Consider the following 15,161-nt stretch of genomic DNA (forward strand, 5'->3'; position numbering starts at 1 on the left):
GTGTGAAAATGAGCTCTTTTAAATTTAACAATATACGTAATGATTATATTCAAGTAAAGAAAGGATGGAGTCCACCAACGTGGGCGCCTTTGAAGCGTAATTTCTTAACTACTCCTGGGTATCCAGGTGCAAGATTATTAAGTACGGATACTGAACCTCGTCCGCTTCCTGTACCTGTTGGAATTATCGTTCCTGATGGAGCGGATTTAGAAACATTAAAAGAGGAAATAGCCGATTGGCTTATTACAGAAAAAGAAGCTGAACTAGTATTTGATGTAAGGCCCGATAGAACATATTTAGCTGTTGTGGATGATAGTTTTGATTTAGATGAATTTGTAACCCTTGGAATAGGTACGATTCAATTTATTTGTCCAATGCCGTATAAATTAGGACCTGTACAAAAGAAAATGATGGCAATTGATCAGGCTGGTAAGTTAAGAGCTGAAATGTATAATAAGGGATCTGTGGAGTCCAATCCTATTATAAATATCACTATAGGGGCACAAAGCCCGTTTCTTGATGTATGGAATGATGATGATTACTTTAGGATTGGATATCCTATTGGGCACAAATCTAAAATTGTACAAGAAGATGAGAGGCTTATTAACGATGATTGCTCTAGTTTAAATGGGTGGACTACTTTCGGGGGGCAGTTAGAGAAATTCCTTGCAAGAGGTTCTATGGAAGTTATAGGTGGGAAAGCTTTTAAAGCTTCGAATTATGGCACGATGGAGCCGTTCAAGTGGCGTGGACCTTTTGTAATGAAAGAAATTCCGAAGGCAGGTAAGAAAATCACAGACTTCAAAATGGATGTCCAGTTTGCCTTACAATCTACGAAATATGATCAGATGGGTAAAACTATTGCGATGGTTTTGGATGCGAACTACAACATTATTTGTCAGGTAGATATGAGTGATGAATATATGAGTCATGAAATCACGTTAGCTCATTCTGTTGTAGGAAGTGAGGGGAATAATGAACAACTCCTATCGAATGAAACGGGACATTACATGGATACATTCAATCAATTTTCAGGACACTTTGCCATTGCTCGTAGAGGAAATCACTGGAGAGTCTATTGTGCTAAATATATTGAGGGTACGGAACAAGATGGAGCAAGTTTTGTACACGAATGGTATGACGTAGGTAATTGGAATCCAAACACTACCAGAGAACCGAAATATGTTGTTGTGGGCTGTGTAGCCTTTGGAGAGTATAATCCAGTTAATGTTTGTCAAATCAAGGACGTTAAATTCTGGCGTATTAATACTTTAGAAATAGATGAAACTCCTTATATTTTCGATGTGGGAGACAAAGTGCAAATAGATACAGAACGTTCATTGGTTACAGTCAATGGAACTGATGCAATTGCATTAAAAGATATATTCAGTTCATTCCCTGTTGTAAAGCGGGGGAAAAATGAAATGATAGTACGTCCAGCCGATGTAGGAATAGTTGAAGTGATGTATAGGGAGCGATATAGATGAGGGCACCAAGTGGAGACTTACACATTGTTGACTTTAAAACAAGTCAAATCGTTTCAGTTATACAACCAAAAGATTACCGTGATGATAAAAGGCATTGGGAAATCAAAAATAATATCGATACATTAGAGTTTAAGGTATTTGATGGCACAAAACATGCAATAACACTTATGCAGCAGAATCTAGTGTTAAAAGAAGTGCGAGATGGTCGAATTGTTCCCTATGTTATTACAGAAGTTGAAAAAGATTCTGATGGTAGATCGTTAACTACCTATGCATCTGGTGAATGGATTCTACTTGCTAAAGCGGGAATTATCGACCCACAAAAAATTGAAAGTAAGACATTGAAAGAGTGTATGGAAATAGCCCTTAAAGGGACGAAGTGGAAAGTAGGTAAAACGGAACATGATGGTGCACATTCAATGGCAATTGATGAATTTACTGATCCGCTGGATTTACTTAAAAAAATTGCCGCTTCTTTTGAAATGGAAATCCAATACCGTGCTGAAGTTGTAGGCTCTAAAATCGTTGGTCGTTATGTTGATATGGTTAAAAGGCGAGGACGATATACAGGGAAAGAAATAACTCTTGGTAAAGACTTAATAGGAATTAAACGAATTGAAAACTCCCAAAATATTTGTACCGCCTTATTGGGTTTTGTAAGAAAAGAAGGTGGAGAATTCATTACCATCTCAGAAATAAATGATGGTGTTCCTTATCTTGTGGATGACGAAGCTTATCAGCGTTGGAATGAAAAAGGACAACATAAATTTGGTTTTTATAGTCCCGAAACAGAAAACCAAGATATGACTCCACAACGCCTAAAGATTCTTATGAAAACAGAAATGGCAAAACGTGTGAATACTTCCGTTTCATATGAAGTAGATGCAGCTAGTATTGGACGTATATTCGGAATGTCTCATGAGTTAATCAATGAGGGTGATGTCATTCGAATCAAGGATACAGGATTTACTCCACAATTATTTTTAGCAGCACGAGCTATTGCTGGTGATGAATCTTTCAAAAATCCATCGCAAGATAAATATATATTTGGTGATTATTGTGAAATTGTGGATACAAGAGAAGAGTTACAGAAGTTATACAATAAAATTCGTGATTCTTTATATGATAAGGCTAATATAGATGCTTTAAAAGAACTTGAAAAACTATTAGAAGACACATCTAGCGATTTTAACGATAAATTAATCGCTATGAAAACGAGCATTGAAAAAACAGACCAATCGATTGTTTTAAACGCTCAAGCGGTTAATCAAAAGCTAGAAAAGCTAACAGGCGAGTTGAAAGTCACAGCTGAATCTGTAAGTTCAAAAGTTGAGAAAGATAACATTATATCTACTATTAACCAAACAGCAGAAAGAGTAAAAATAACAGCTGATTTAATTGATCTAGTTGGTAAAGTAAAAGCTGAATGGTTAATTGCTGGTTTACTAATGGGTATGACCATTAAAACGAGCAATACAAATGAACATTTGCATATGGAAAACCAAGTCTTACGCTTTGTGAATCAAGGGACAGACAAACTTGTCATAGGCTTCGAAAATGAGAGGAAAAGTAAAACTTTAAATCCTTATATCGTCCTGGGGCAAGGTGATGGTAATGGCAGGAACTTTGGTAGTATCTACAAGGATAACGATGGTGTTTACTATCGATATGTAGATAATGCTGGGGCTGAAAGTAATATTCGCTTAACATCCCAAGGTAACATTGGTATCACGGCTCAAGACGGGCTTTGGTTTACATCTAAAAGAACTAATTTTACAGCTCCAATTGAAACGCCAGCAATTAAGTTTAACTCGTTTGGTAGCACTCCTGGTTCTCAACAAGGAGTAGTATGGGTAGGACACGGTTATAACGGATTCGGACCTTACTTCTATAATAATGGCTGGATTCCATTAAAGTATTAATTTGAAAAGGAGTAGTTTTATGAATAAATTTTTAGGTGTTTTGGCAACTGTAACCGAAGAGGGAACACTTCAATTACCGCTAGATATGTTGGAAACAGCAGGTATCAAGCCAAACACAAAAGTTGAAATATTTGCAGATACTTCTCATTTATTTATAAGAACCGCAGAAAGGTTTTGCGATATTTGTGGTGTGAATGCAAATACAACAAGAATTGGATATCAAGAGATTTGCAAGGATTGTATAGATCAAATAGCGTATGCGTCACAAGAACAGCAAAAGACGGTCTCAGAATCGGAAGAAGAAAAATAAATCATTGAAAACAGAGGGAGCAGCAAGCGCTGGTCTTTTTTATTTTGCATAAGGGAGTGGTTAGATGACATTCAAAACACATGAAATCACTGTAGATTTAGTAAATGCGACACCTACAAAGGAGCTCCGTTTTTCACAAGGTGATAGAAATTCCGCTAAATTTGTATTAAATATAACAAATGAAGGGCAGGAATTAGATTTAAGTAAGGCAAAAGCGGTTCGAATTACTTTTAAGAAGTCAGATGGAACAACGGTATTCCAGCAAGATTGCCAAGTAATTAATGCTTTAAAGGGTAAATATCAAATTGTATTAAAAACACAAACTCTAGCCGCAGTAGGAAATGTGTACGCGCAAGTTCGGATTTTTGAAGATGATAGGGAACTAGATGCTGAACCGTTTGTATTTACTGTTAAACAATCATATTCAGGCGATACAGTGGTTGAGTCCACAAATGAATTTACTATTATCCAAAAGGCAATTGAAGCGGGGAAGAAGCTTGAAGGTGTAGACATCGATGGTATCATTGCCGCAGGTGCTAAAGCAGACGCCGCACTACCTAAAACGGGCGGTACGATGACTGGTCCCCTTGTGATGAATGGTTCAAAAGTAACTTGGAAGAATACTGCAAGTACTGGCGAAATTGATATGGCGGTCGCTAGCGATGGTGTTTTTTGGATAACTGATAAGAAGACAGGCAGGACGATTGCGACTATTAAAGAGGGAGTTCTAAATGTTCCTTCTGAAACCAACCTCCTAAAAAAAGCCGGGGATACAATGACGGGCGACCTTGCAATGAACAACGAAAGAAACTTAGTGTTCAAAGGTAGTAATGACTACGAATTTAAATTACGCGCTCAACTGAATAATAACAAAATGGTTATGCAGTCCACACACCCTACAGGTAATAAATTTATATGGGACTACTGGGCAGATACTGATACGTTTAGCATAACATCCAATACAAACCTTGTTAAAAAGACAGGGGATACGATGACGGGCAGTTTGAATTTCGACGTAAAAGCCGGAGCATCAAAAGCGTTACGAGGAATTATTGACGGTCAGGTTCAAAGCGGACTATTACTAGAACAAAGCGGGTTCCAGGCTTTTGACTGGAAGAATAATAAACAGGTATTCCAATACCTTGAGGCAACGAACACGTTCAATGTTACCGCCACAAACACAAATCTAGTAACAAAAGCAAAAGACGATAGAGCTATTATTCCTGTCACAGCTGATGCTGAATTAATCACTTCTTATGGTGTTATATCTGACAGACGAGGCAATACAGTAACTTTAAGAGCACCAATCAGAAGAAAGGTAGGATCTACTAACGGACATGTATTTACATTGCCACCAGGTATGCGACCTACTATGATGTTAACTCAAGTAGTACATGCAAGTGATGGGACACCTGCTCTAATGACAATCCCTAGCGATACTGGTCAAGTGCTACTTCAGACGATTACCCCTGCTATTATGGGTAAGGACTATCACATAGTATTAACGTACGTAGTAGATTAATAGTGTTTAGATTAAATAAATATAGAAGGAGATGTTTTATAAATGAATGTATCTAAAGGTGATAAATTTATTATGGATAGTAAGTATATTTGGGAATGTATTGAAATTATTGTGGAAGAAGTAACTAGAATTGCTCTATCTTTTAAGGTTTTAAGTGAGGTTTTAGAAGGAATCTATAATTCAAATAAGGATTTACCTGGTGGGGACAGTAATAGAGTAACCCATTTGAAATTTTCATGTGTAGGAGATGAGAGTACGTATGCGTTGGTAGATGTTTCTGGAGAAAAAAGCCCCGCTTTCGAGTCTTACGTGGAAGGAGAATTAGTCAATTGGAGTAATAACCCTTCAGCAGATAACATTTTATATGCGTTATATTATTCTGTGTCACGAAACGGCATTAGGGAGTATGACTTGCATGACGATAAAGGTAATTTGGTAGGGAATTACACTGTATTAGATTACTCTGAAATACATCAATAAGGAGGAAGCATTATGGCATACGGATACTGTTATGACGAAAACGGCAAATTCACTGAAATGATTCGCTTAGAAGAGAAGCCAATTTACGAGAAACAAACCTTCTACCGAGAAGAATTAAAAGAAATTGTAACGGAAGAGAAACTATGCGAACTTCATCAATCTATTCAAGATGGTACTTATGTGCCTGATCAAGAGGATGCAGAAGAACCAATTAGCAAGTACGATTGTCCTGATTGTGTAATGGCAAATGTAGAATATGAACCTATTAGAGTACCATACCAGGAAGATGTTGTGATTGGATATGAACCTGACATTCCTGAAAATTGTACTTTAGAGGTTTGCCCGTGGTTAGGGTACGAACCTGTATTCAAAGATGGTAAGTGGGTGAAAACAGTTGAGCCAGAGCCCGTTGAACCGCAACCAGAAGAACCATCGGAATTAGAAATACTTAAAAAGCAGATGGAACTAATGCAGAAAGCAATGGATGAAATGATTATTGCAGGTATCGAATAAAAAGGAGTAGATACAGAATGGCAGAATACATGGCACAACGAGTAATCGATGAAGTTTTTACGTATGCATATATCATTTCAAAAATGAAGGCGTACAAAGAGCGCATCGATAAATACCTAACTGACAATGGAAGAGCAGATTTAATTGATAGCGCACAATAGTGGGCTTTTTTATTTTCTGATAAGCAGGTAGAAATATATTAAAAAAACACAAGTACTACACCGTTAGTACACAATGATATTATATTCTATTGGAAAATACACATAGATATAAGAGGGTATATATTATGGGAAAAGACGTTAATTTCTTTGTAGGGTTATTTTGGGGTGGCTTATTCTCAATAGTTTTATGGATAGCATTTTATCAATTAGTAGTTTTATTATAAAAACAAATTAAAACTGAACAACATACGGCTTGTATAACAAAAGGGGGACATAACTGTCTCTCTTTTTATTTTGGGAAAGAGGTGAGAAGATTGCCAGAACACGAGAATCACGATGATTTCACAAAAGTAATTATAGGACTTACAAGGGTAGAAACAAAAATCGATGGTCTGGGAAATGTGAGGGAGCTAGCCATTGAAGCGCAACAGTCAGCTAAGAGTGCTCATTTGCGTGTGGATCGATTAGATAGACTTGTATTTTGGATGGGAACAACAGTTATTGGTTCGCTTATCGCTGGTGCGATTGCATTACTATTTAAATTTGCAGGGAAGTGATCGTATATACGGTCACTTTTTTATTTGAAAAGAGGTGATAACATGAAAACTTTTGATACGGCTTCAATTAGTCGCTATGTCGTACTAGTAATTGCTGTGATAAATAGTGTTTTAAATCTTGTGGGATACCAAACGATTGATGACAAAATCACTAACGATTTAGTGGCTGTAATTACAGGGGCATTCACTTTGTATGTGGCTTGGAAAAACAACTATTTAAGCAATAAAGGGTTGCAACAAAAAGATGTATTAGAAAAAAATAACTTACACTAAGAGGAGATGTTGAATAATGGGTTGTTTCGCAGGTTCAGGTGGTCATAATAAAATTGTGCCAGGTGCAGATAGTCAATTTGGAATTGAGCATGTGGAGGATAGAAAATTCTTAGATGCTGTTGCTAAGTATGTACAAGCGGCAGGATGGAAATATGTAAACTGTTCAGATGAAGTAGGCACAACAAAAACCGCAGTTTGGAGTAATGCAGCAAATAACCATTTACGAGTAAAAGATAGCAATGTAGATTTACAGTTTCATTTAAATGCTTCTCCAGGTGGTACAGGCTGTGAAGTTTGGTTACATCCTTCATACGGGAATAGAGAATTAGCAGCCAAGATTTCAAAAGCAATGGCTGATGCGTTCGGATTAAGAGATAGAGGAATCAAATTTTCTACTGATTTAGGGTGGATTAATAAAACGAAAACAGGATTATTACCAGAGATTTGCTTTATTGATAATGAAACGGATATGCAAAAGTATCGCGCTAATTTTGATAAAGCAGCCAAAGCTGTAGCGGAGGTTATTGTGGGTAGATCCATTCAATCTTCTGGTACAAGTCAATCTATTGCACCGTCTAAACAAAATGTTATTCAAACAGGTGCTTTCTCACCGTATGAAACTCCTGATGTGATGGGAGCATTAACTTCTCTAAAGATGACAGCTAACTTCAAATTACAATCAGATGGATTAACATATTTCGTTACTGATCCTACTTCAGATGCGCAACTTAATGGAATGAAAGATTGGTTAGAACGTAAGGGATGGCATTACGAAGTTAAGTAAAAATAAGAGCCGTCATTTGACGGCTTTTTTTATTTCTTTCATATTAAATGGGGTCGACTGGAAAAAACGGTTCAGTTGGCGCAAACTGTTCATTCAACACCGTATTACCTTGCTGAATTACCCCTGCAAAGTTAATGCCCCATGTGTTTATGGTAACTGGTCGGAGAGGGTCTTGTGGAGCAGTAGGGTCTTGTGGAGCAGTAGGGTCTTGGGGGAAGAAAGGGTCAGTTGGTGTCGTCACCCGAACTACGTATACAGGGTCTTGCGGTCGTGCCGGGTCACCGGGGATAAACACCCTTACGCTAAAAAGTTGCCGTGGTGGAATCGTAAATGTAACTGGACCAATAAACGGAGTTACTCCTTCAGGCTCACAATAGATACATCCTCCGTTGCCATTTCCATTGCTTACTTCATCATCGGAACCTCCATTATCATCGTTTATTAACTCCCCACAAAGATATCCATAAGAAGGATATACATTCCCCTCACAAGTATCTTGATAATTCTGTACAGCTATAGTTACAGTTTGCGGCTCGTCTGTTTGATTGAACGCGGATACTTGTATGAAGTCGGTATTTGCATTACGGAATAAAGGTCCAGATGTTAACGTTTGGTAGCGAGGTTCACAATGACAATCACAGTCGCATTTTTTATGTTTCTTCCGATAGCACTTATATGAACGGTCGTAATAATAGTTTGACATATTAAGCATACATCTCCTTTTTAGTACATGCTATGCGGAAAATGAAAGTTGTGTTTGGACAGTAAATTGTGGATGTTTAGATAGGGAAAAAGGAAGAGGAAAATAAAAAAACCGCCTATTTAAAAGACGGCTTTTTTATTTCTATTAAACTTAGAATTTACTTTTAGATAATGCTTTTAATATAGGGTTTATGATTTTACTCAACAAACGGAACGCGTTAAATATTGAGCGAACGACCTTCATAATATACCCTCCTAAAATTTAAGTAGATTATTTGTTCATTTTAGTTAAAGCTTTGTCCATTTGACGTTCATTTGCTTGTGTAGCACTACTTGTTGCATTTTCTACGCCACGGTAGTTGTATTTAGAGTTTTGCCAGAAATCGAAAGCGAAATCTTTTAATGGCTTTTCTGATGCGTTGCTATCAACAACTTGTGACTTGAAAATGTTCGTTAACATATACTCATGGTTAGCTACATCTTTAATATAATTTTTATCTTTATATTCTTTAATGATGTCATCGCCAAATTGTTTAACTTCATCTTTAGATGGTTTGTAATCATGAGCGTATTTGCTTATTTCATCAAATTTCTCATTTGGATTCTTATCACTTGATGCTACTTCTTTAATTTTATTTCCCCAGTCAACTGTTTTAACATTTTCTTTTGCGTCAGTGAGTTCTTGTTGAAGCTGTTCTTTATTTTTCAGCAATCCAAAGTCTAAAATAGTATCTACTTTGCTGTCATTAAACAGTATGTAAACATATCCATCTTTCACTGCACCATCCAATGCAGGATATTTATATTCAACAAGTGACGGATTAAATTGATTAACACTTTCTTCTCCTTTTCCGCCTACAATTTTCTCAACCTCTTTCATACTCATTCCTTTTTCAATCTGTTTAAATTCTTCTTTAGAAATTTTCCCGTCAGCTGTACTACATGATGAAAGTACTGCTATTAGGAAAGATAGTAATACTATAAAAGATAGTGATTTTTTCAATATTAGACCTCCTAGTTGATATTAATAACTGTATTATTATATCAAACTTTGGAGATGTTGGGATTATTTATCAATATTTACTTAATTGTATACAGCTCTACTTGCTCAAGTAATTGGGTAATTTGCTTATGTCTTTCTCTAAGTTCATCTAAAGGTATATTTGTAATGGCAGCGTTTTGGATAAAAAAGTTTTTATGGGACTGCCATTTATAAACAAGGTGTGCAACCTCTTGACGGTTTCCATGCTTTAATAATAAAGCTGCAATATCTTTTTGCTTAGAATAAACATCCCTAATCAATTTGTCTTTTTCAGATGCTACTGGATTGGTAATCATGTTTAAATCCTCCTTTTAAAATTTTGATTGTACGTGACTTGGATGGGTCGCGGTGAATATAACCTTTCTCTTCTAAATGCATTAAATGCCCATGTACTGTGGAACTAGAGGCGAGTCCAGTTGCTTTTCCGATTTCCCTGACAGTAGGCGGATATCCGTTTTCTATGACCCGTTCTTGGATGAAAGTTAATATTTGAGCTTGTCTACTTGTTAATGGTTTCATGGTGTATACCCCGCTTTATGTATGAAATATCTAACCATATAATACCAAGTTGTTGAGAAAAAATCAAACACTTGTTCGTATCTTTGAAAGGTATTATGCTCCCATAAACTCTTTATCAAAATAGAACTTGTCCATTAAGTTATTTACAATCCCGTTGAAATAAGCGAATTTACCTTTGTTCATTTTTGTACCAGATTTAATTTTCATAACGAATTCTTTAATAGCTTTTAAGCCAATAGTAAGTTCCTGGTCTGTAGTAAATGCTTTATCACCTGTAGAGAAGTTTGTAACTTTATTGCACTGTCTTACGACCTTCCAGAACTCTTGGATTGTTTTTGATTCATGATAAAAAGAGCTAACTAAAGAAATAAAACGTTGCGGTACCCAATGAGCTACAAAATCAGCTTGTTCAATATTCTCTTCTGGTGTATTGCTATTCTCATTACTATTACGTTTGTTTTTATCTTTTATATTTTGTTTTAAGGAAACAGGGGTTGTTTTAATGGTAGGACACTTTGTAGGACTTTTTGCATCTACCTTGTTGGACACTTCTTCCACAATCGGTTGAATAATAATAGCGTTAGAAGTTTGTAACATATCTTTTGTACGCTTCATTGCCACCTGTTTAATCATCTCTAGATCCACAAGTTTCTTCATTAAACGTTGTACAGTTTTATATGAAACTTCCATCTTTTCAGCAATTCTATTTTTGCATAGGAAACTAACGCCTACATATTTGCAGCTGTGGCGCTTTAAAATTTCAAGTAATGTAATAAGTTTAGATTGTACGTCAGTACGTTTAATAGACATACGGATAGTGTCTCTATATGCACGTACAGTTTTATTAAGTTCTTCTACTTCCTTAAATGTAGAAAGATTGTGGAAGGATTCTTTAATTGCGATAACATCGATACGTTTCTTTTCCATGACATTTAGGCTCCTTTGTAAAACAAAAAGCAACAGAATGCCAAGTGTAAGCAAACTGTTGCTAAGAAGCCCTTACGTACTGTAAAATAGTTCGTAAGAGTACAGCAAGTGTTTGCCTATTCAGAGTAGGCGGACGGTATAAGAGTGCTACCAACACTACTTATACACGCTGTGCTCTTTTGTTTTATTTATTTGTAGTAACTAAATGTCTAACATCGGCGAAGGAACCCCGCCCCCGGTCCATATAGCTGCAATTTGCCCGAGTGCTGTTAATGTAGCTGTTCCATGTCCAAGTGCTGTTCCAAAAAGATTGGCAATTGAACCAGCAAGTGAAATGCCGGAAAATCCTGATCCATCTAAACCGGTAATGACACCAACGATAGTTAATGTTCCTGCCGATACATATTGGTTTAAAGGAACAGTTTGAGATAAAGCGATTCCTAAGTCATTAATGATTCCATGTGAACCTTTCGGTAAATAGTCTCCAATAATTTTTACAAATCCGCTATCTCCTAAATAAAAAAGTGCAGCAATTGGAATAACTGGGCCGAAAATTTTAAAGCCAAATTGGAGCCCTTCTATAAAATAATCGGTCGTTTTATTCAGTCCCTTTCCTTTGTAGGCGATGAGAGAAATGATGATAATCATAATAACAGTCGTTCCGCCGATTAGCGCTGTAGCATCGCTTCCTTGTAGTTTAAACTGGATCATACAAAGGATATCAAGGATATATACGATAGGGATACATATAGCGAGCCATTTTTTTATGCGAGGAGATAAAGAAATAGTAGTTTTAGATGATTCAGTTGATGAAGAGGTATCTTGCAGCGATAATCCTGTATGAAATTCTTTTCGTAAGAAGAAAAATGCGACGGAAGTTGTCACAACGCCCATAACGATAACGAGGGGAACACTGGCAGAAACAACGCTAGAAACAGGCAGACCAGCAGCGTCCGCAGTTAATTTCGGAGCGCCTTGAATAACGAAGTCACCAGATAAGGCGATGCCGTGTCCGAATAAGTTCATAGCAATGGCAACACCAATTGGCGGAAGACCGACGCGTACAGCGACGGGTAATAAAATAGCTCCCATTAAAGCGACAGCTGGAGAAGGCCAAAAGAAGAATGAAATTGTCATCATCAAAAGACCGATAATCCAGTAGGCAAGGGTGGGGGTACGAATCATTTTTGTAAATGGTGAAATCATCGTATCATTTATGCCGGTATGAACGAGTAGAGTGCTCATTGATACGATAATGGAGATAATTAATATAGTTGGTAATAGCTCAGTAATGGCGTAAATGAAACTTTGAAAAATCCCGCTAATAGCAAGAGGGATAGAATTTGTAGCGGTTAATGCTAATAAAAAGATAAAAACGATACAAATAATCGTCGTATCTTTCCGGAGAATAAAAAAGGTAATAATAGTGAGTAAACAAAGAACATAGAGAGCGTGCAATAGCGTTAATTCAACTCCCATAACATTCACATCCTTTAGGCGTTCGTGTAGTTTATTGTATGGAAGCAGTGAAAGTATGTGAGTATAGGAAAAAGAAAAAAGGTGAAATTTCATGTACTGCATTGGTAAGAATAAAAAAATGGATGTTACAATACAATTAAACCTAAAAATGGAATTTAAGGAGAAGGAGAATGGGGGAGTACGAATGAGAGAGAAAATAGGGTATTATGGTGTGCTCGTTTGTTTACTATTATCAGTTATTTCGGGGCAATTTCTTAAAAGTGAATGGATACCAGTTATATTATGTATAGGAGTATTGATTTTTGCTCCTATGTATCGCTGGAATGAATGGAAAGCATATAGTCGAAAAAAGAAAATGGTTTTTAGCATCGAGTTTGTCATTATAATTAGTACGATCCCATTTTTGTTATTAAAAGGAAATGAGATAATAGATGGAATTGTAATGTTTCAAGGGTGGTTGTTCATTGCGAAATTGCCATATTTAATTTGCACTTTAATGTTGGTAGTGGTAGTTACTAAAACAGTAAACGAAAAGTTATTCGTTAATGAATAACAGAAAATGCCACCTTATTCGGTGGCATTTTCTCATTTTACTGCATGAGCTTTTTGCATCTTTTTAATTAAACGAATTTGTCCGCGATGATTGATTTCATCTTCAAAAACGTGAAACCATTTAAAATAGTTATTTGCTGGTTTGTCATACCAAAAGTTTGTCGTTTTAAATAACCAATCATCAGGTAACGATTGAAAAGTCTCGATTGTTTTGGAACGTACTTCTTGTAATGTATTGATGTAAAATTCTATAGTGTTTCCTTTTATTTTCTCACGACCAAGATCACCTAACTCAATACCGGGTAACCAACGTTCTAATTCAGCTTCCGTCGGTTCACGGTCTTCAAAGGTATGAATTTGGTAGTAAAATTCAATAGCTGCCATATGGTACAATAGCATACCAATTGAGTTTGCTTCATCATCATACAAATAATCAAGTTCTTCAATTGTTAAGCCTTCGACAGCTTGCATCGTTGTGTAACGAGCGTAATTCATCATGGAAACAAGTTTTGAAAACTCAACTTGTAAACCATCTATTTTATCAATTACAAAATTCAATTTTAATTCCCCCTCTTTAAATGAACACTCCAGAGAAGAAATTCTATGTGCAACGAAAAAATCCTGTTAAAAACTTTAAACTATTAACAAGGAATAACAATTAGCTCTCTATTTGATTTTGTAATAACTTCATATCCGTCTTTTGTAATGACGATATCATCTTCAATTCTACAACCGCCCCAGTTTGGTATGTAAATACCTGGTTCAACGGTAACAACCATACCTTCTTCTAATGTAGCTTTACTTTCCTGGGATAGGCGAAGAGGTTCATGTATTTCTAAGCCAAGACCGTGCCCTGTAGAGTGACCAAAATATTGACCATATCCACAATCTGTAATGTAGTTTCTTGTTACATCATCGATACTTTTTGCAGTTTCTCCAGGCTTAATTGCTTCCGTTCCACGTTTTAATGCTTCGCGTATAACATTGTATATTTTTTTGAATTCTTCTGATGGCTCACCGATTGCTACAGTACGTGTTATATCGGAACAATATCCGTTGTAAAGTGCACCGAAATCTAATGTAACAATGTCACCTCGCTCGATTATTTTATTTGATGCAACGCCATGAGGAAGAGAAGAACGAACACCAGAAGCTACAATAATTTGAAATGATGAGGATGTAGCCCCTTTTTTTCGCATGAAAAATTCTAATTCATCTCGGACATCAGTTTCACTTATTCCTGGTTTTAGAAACGTAAGGATATGATGAAATGCTTCATCCGCGATATTAGCTGCGATTTTCATTGTTTCTATTTCAGGCATGTCTTTAATAAGGCGAATATTTTCAATGATTTCGCACACTTGAATCATTTCCGCATGTACGTATTTTTGTAAGTTTTTATATTGTTGCAATGTCATGTTATTTTCTTCAATTCCAAGTTTTTGAATGTTTAATTTCGATACTTGATTTGCAATTTCTTTTTCTAAATTTCCTTTATGCATTATAATTTCAGCATCTTGTATTTGTGATCTCGCTTGATCTACATAGCGAAAGTCAGTTATAAAAACAGCTTTATCCGCAGAGATTAAGACGACGCCAGCACTACCTGTAAATCCTGTCGCATATTGGCGATTTTCTTTTTTTGTAATAAGTAATCCATCAATTTCATAGTTTTGTAGTTGATTTTGGATTTTATTAATTTTTAAAGTCATGTAAATTCCCCCTATTCACAGTATTGAATAAAGCAAATAGTGTGCCAAAATATAAATTGTAGAGAAAATAAAAAGTAGCTAGCTATTTGTGAGAGGCGGGCTGCTTATAATATCTAGATTACTTTAATAATTAGTAGTGGATAAAAAACATGGAGTTGAGGTGCACTGTATTTACATACTGTAAAGAAATTTATACAGATGTGGAATAACACTGTCAAT

At 36.1% G+C, this 15,161-nt stretch carries 18 protein-coding genes and 1 pseudogene; 11 read left to right on the forward strand and 8 right to left on the reverse strand.

What is annotated here, in order from left to right; all coding sequences use genetic code 11:
• Window positions 1-8: 8 nt before the first annotated feature.
• From DN410_RS17880 to DN410_RS17920, 10 genes are all read left to right on the forward strand, one after another.
• Window positions 9-1,487: a distal tail protein Dit gene (locus tag DN410_RS17880; protein WP_149177472.1), complete on the forward strand. Its 1,479-nt coding sequence runs from the start codon at window positions 9-11 to the stop codon at window positions 1,485-1,487.
• Entirely contained in the window at window positions 1,484-3,409 is a 1,926-nt protein-coding gene (locus DN410_RS28790; protein ID WP_149177473.1) for a phage tail spike protein, read from the forward strand. The genes DN410_RS17880 and DN410_RS28790 overlap by 4 nt, the downstream gene beginning before the upstream one ends.
• Window positions 3,410-3,428: 19 nt before the next feature.
• The gene (locus DN410_RS17890) at window positions 3,429-3,719 is read left to right on the forward strand and encodes an AbrB/MazE/SpoVT family DNA-binding domain-containing protein (protein WP_149177474.1); all 291 of its coding nucleotides are present in this window, start codon (window positions 3,429-3,431) and stop codon (window positions 3,717-3,719) included.
• A gap of 64 nt (window positions 3,720-3,783) precedes the next feature.
• Window positions 3,784-5,241 carry a BppU family phage baseplate upper protein gene (locus DN410_RS17895; RefSeq protein ID WP_149177475.1) on the forward strand — a complete coding sequence of 486 codons (1,458 nt, stop codon included), beginning with the start codon at window positions 3,784-3,786 and terminating at the stop codon, window positions 5,239-5,241.
• 42 nt (window positions 5,242-5,283) lie between these two features.
• A complete protein-coding gene (locus DN410_RS17900) occupies window positions 5,284-5,721 on the forward strand; it encodes a hypothetical protein (protein WP_149177476.1) in 438 nt (145 codons plus the stop codon).
• 12 nt (window positions 5,722-5,733) lie between these two features.
• On the forward strand, window positions 5,734-6,234 hold the full coding sequence (locus DN410_RS17905; RefSeq protein WP_149177477.1) for a hypothetical protein: 501 nt from the start codon (window positions 5,734-5,736) through the stop codon (window positions 6,232-6,234).
• A gap of 17 nt (window positions 6,235-6,251) precedes the next feature.
• Window positions 6,252-6,395: a hypothetical protein gene (locus DN410_RS28040; RefSeq protein ID WP_179958625.1), complete on the forward strand. Its 144-nt coding sequence runs from the start codon at window positions 6,252-6,254 to the stop codon at window positions 6,393-6,395.
• 314 nt (window positions 6,396-6,709) lie between these two features.
• A complete protein-coding gene (locus DN410_RS17910) occupies window positions 6,710-6,952 on the forward strand; it encodes a hemolysin XhlA family protein (protein ID WP_098253122.1) in 243 nt (80 codons plus the stop codon).
• A 42-nt stretch (window positions 6,953-6,994) separates the two neighbouring features.
• The gene (locus tag DN410_RS17915) at window positions 6,995-7,225 is read left to right on the forward strand and encodes a phage holin (protein WP_149177478.1); all 231 of its coding nucleotides are present in this window, start codon (window positions 6,995-6,997) and stop codon (window positions 7,223-7,225) included.
• 16 nt (window positions 7,226-7,241) lie between these two features.
• A complete protein-coding gene (locus DN410_RS17920; protein WP_149177479.1) occupies window positions 7,242-8,009 on the forward strand; it encodes an N-acetylmuramoyl-L-alanine amidase in 768 nt (255 codons plus the stop codon).
• Window positions 8,010-8,052: 43 nt separating this feature from the next.
• Here DN410_RS17920 and DN410_RS17925 read toward each other — a convergent pair whose 3' ends face one another.
• The 6 genes and pseudogenes from DN410_RS17925 to DN410_RS17950 form a co-directional block, all read right to left on the reverse strand.
• Window positions 8,053-8,712 (reverse strand): sodium:proton exchanger, encoded by a 660-nt coding sequence (locus DN410_RS17925; RefSeq protein WP_149177480.1) that lies wholly within the window; start codon window positions 8,710-8,712, stop codon window positions 8,053-8,055.
• Between the two features lie 270 nt (window positions 8,713-8,982).
• On the reverse strand, window positions 8,983-9,597 hold the full coding sequence (locus tag DN410_RS17930; protein WP_370456822.1) for a hypothetical protein: 615 nt from the start codon (window positions 9,595-9,597) through the stop codon (window positions 8,983-8,985).
• A gap of 194 nt (window positions 9,598-9,791) precedes the next feature.
• Entirely contained in the window at window positions 9,792-10,049 is a 258-nt protein-coding gene (locus tag DN410_RS17935; protein WP_149177481.1) for a hypothetical protein, read from the reverse strand.
• Window positions 10,027-10,272, reverse strand: a pseudogene (locus tag DN410_RS17940) (LexA family protein); the annotation flags it as partial. The pseudogene DN410_RS17940 and the gene DN410_RS17935, both read right to left, overlap by 23 nt.
• A gap of 93 nt (window positions 10,273-10,365) precedes the next feature.
• A complete protein-coding gene (locus DN410_RS17945; RefSeq protein WP_149177483.1) occupies window positions 10,366-11,199 on the reverse strand; it encodes a helix-turn-helix domain-containing protein in 834 nt (277 codons plus the stop codon).
• A 201-nt stretch (window positions 11,200-11,400) separates the two neighbouring features.
• Window positions 11,401-12,678: a hypothetical protein gene (locus tag DN410_RS17950; RefSeq protein ID WP_149177484.1), complete on the reverse strand. Its 1,278-nt coding sequence runs from the start codon at window positions 12,676-12,678 to the stop codon at window positions 11,401-11,403.
• A gap of 184 nt (window positions 12,679-12,862) precedes the next feature.
• Between DN410_RS17950 and DN410_RS17955 the strand changes: the two genes are divergently transcribed.
• Window positions 12,863-13,231, forward strand: a complete 369-nt coding sequence (locus tag DN410_RS17955) for a YoqO family protein (protein ID WP_149177485.1) — start codon at window positions 12,863-12,865, stop codon at window positions 13,229-13,231.
• Window positions 13,232-13,263: 32 nt separating this feature from the next.
• Here DN410_RS17955 and DN410_RS17960 read toward each other — a convergent pair whose 3' ends face one another.
• Together DN410_RS17960 and DN410_RS17965 are read right to left on the reverse strand one after the other, a co-directional pair.
• On the reverse strand, window positions 13,264-13,788 hold the full coding sequence (locus DN410_RS17960) for a DinB family protein (RefSeq protein ID WP_149177486.1): 525 nt from the start codon (window positions 13,786-13,788) through the stop codon (window positions 13,264-13,266).
• An 83-nt stretch (window positions 13,789-13,871) separates the two neighbouring features.
• Window positions 13,872-14,942, reverse strand: coding sequence for a M24 family metallopeptidase (locus DN410_RS17965; RefSeq protein WP_149177487.1), 1,071 nt, complete (start codon window positions 14,940-14,942; stop codon window positions 13,872-13,874).
• Between the last annotated feature and the right edge of the window lie 219 nt (window positions 14,943-15,161).

Origin of the sequence: Bacillus sp. SH5-2 (assembly GCF_008368905.1) — a bacterium.
GTDB classification, from domain to species: Bacteria; Bacillota; Bacilli; order Bacillales; family Bacillaceae_G; genus Bacillus_A; species Bacillus_A luti.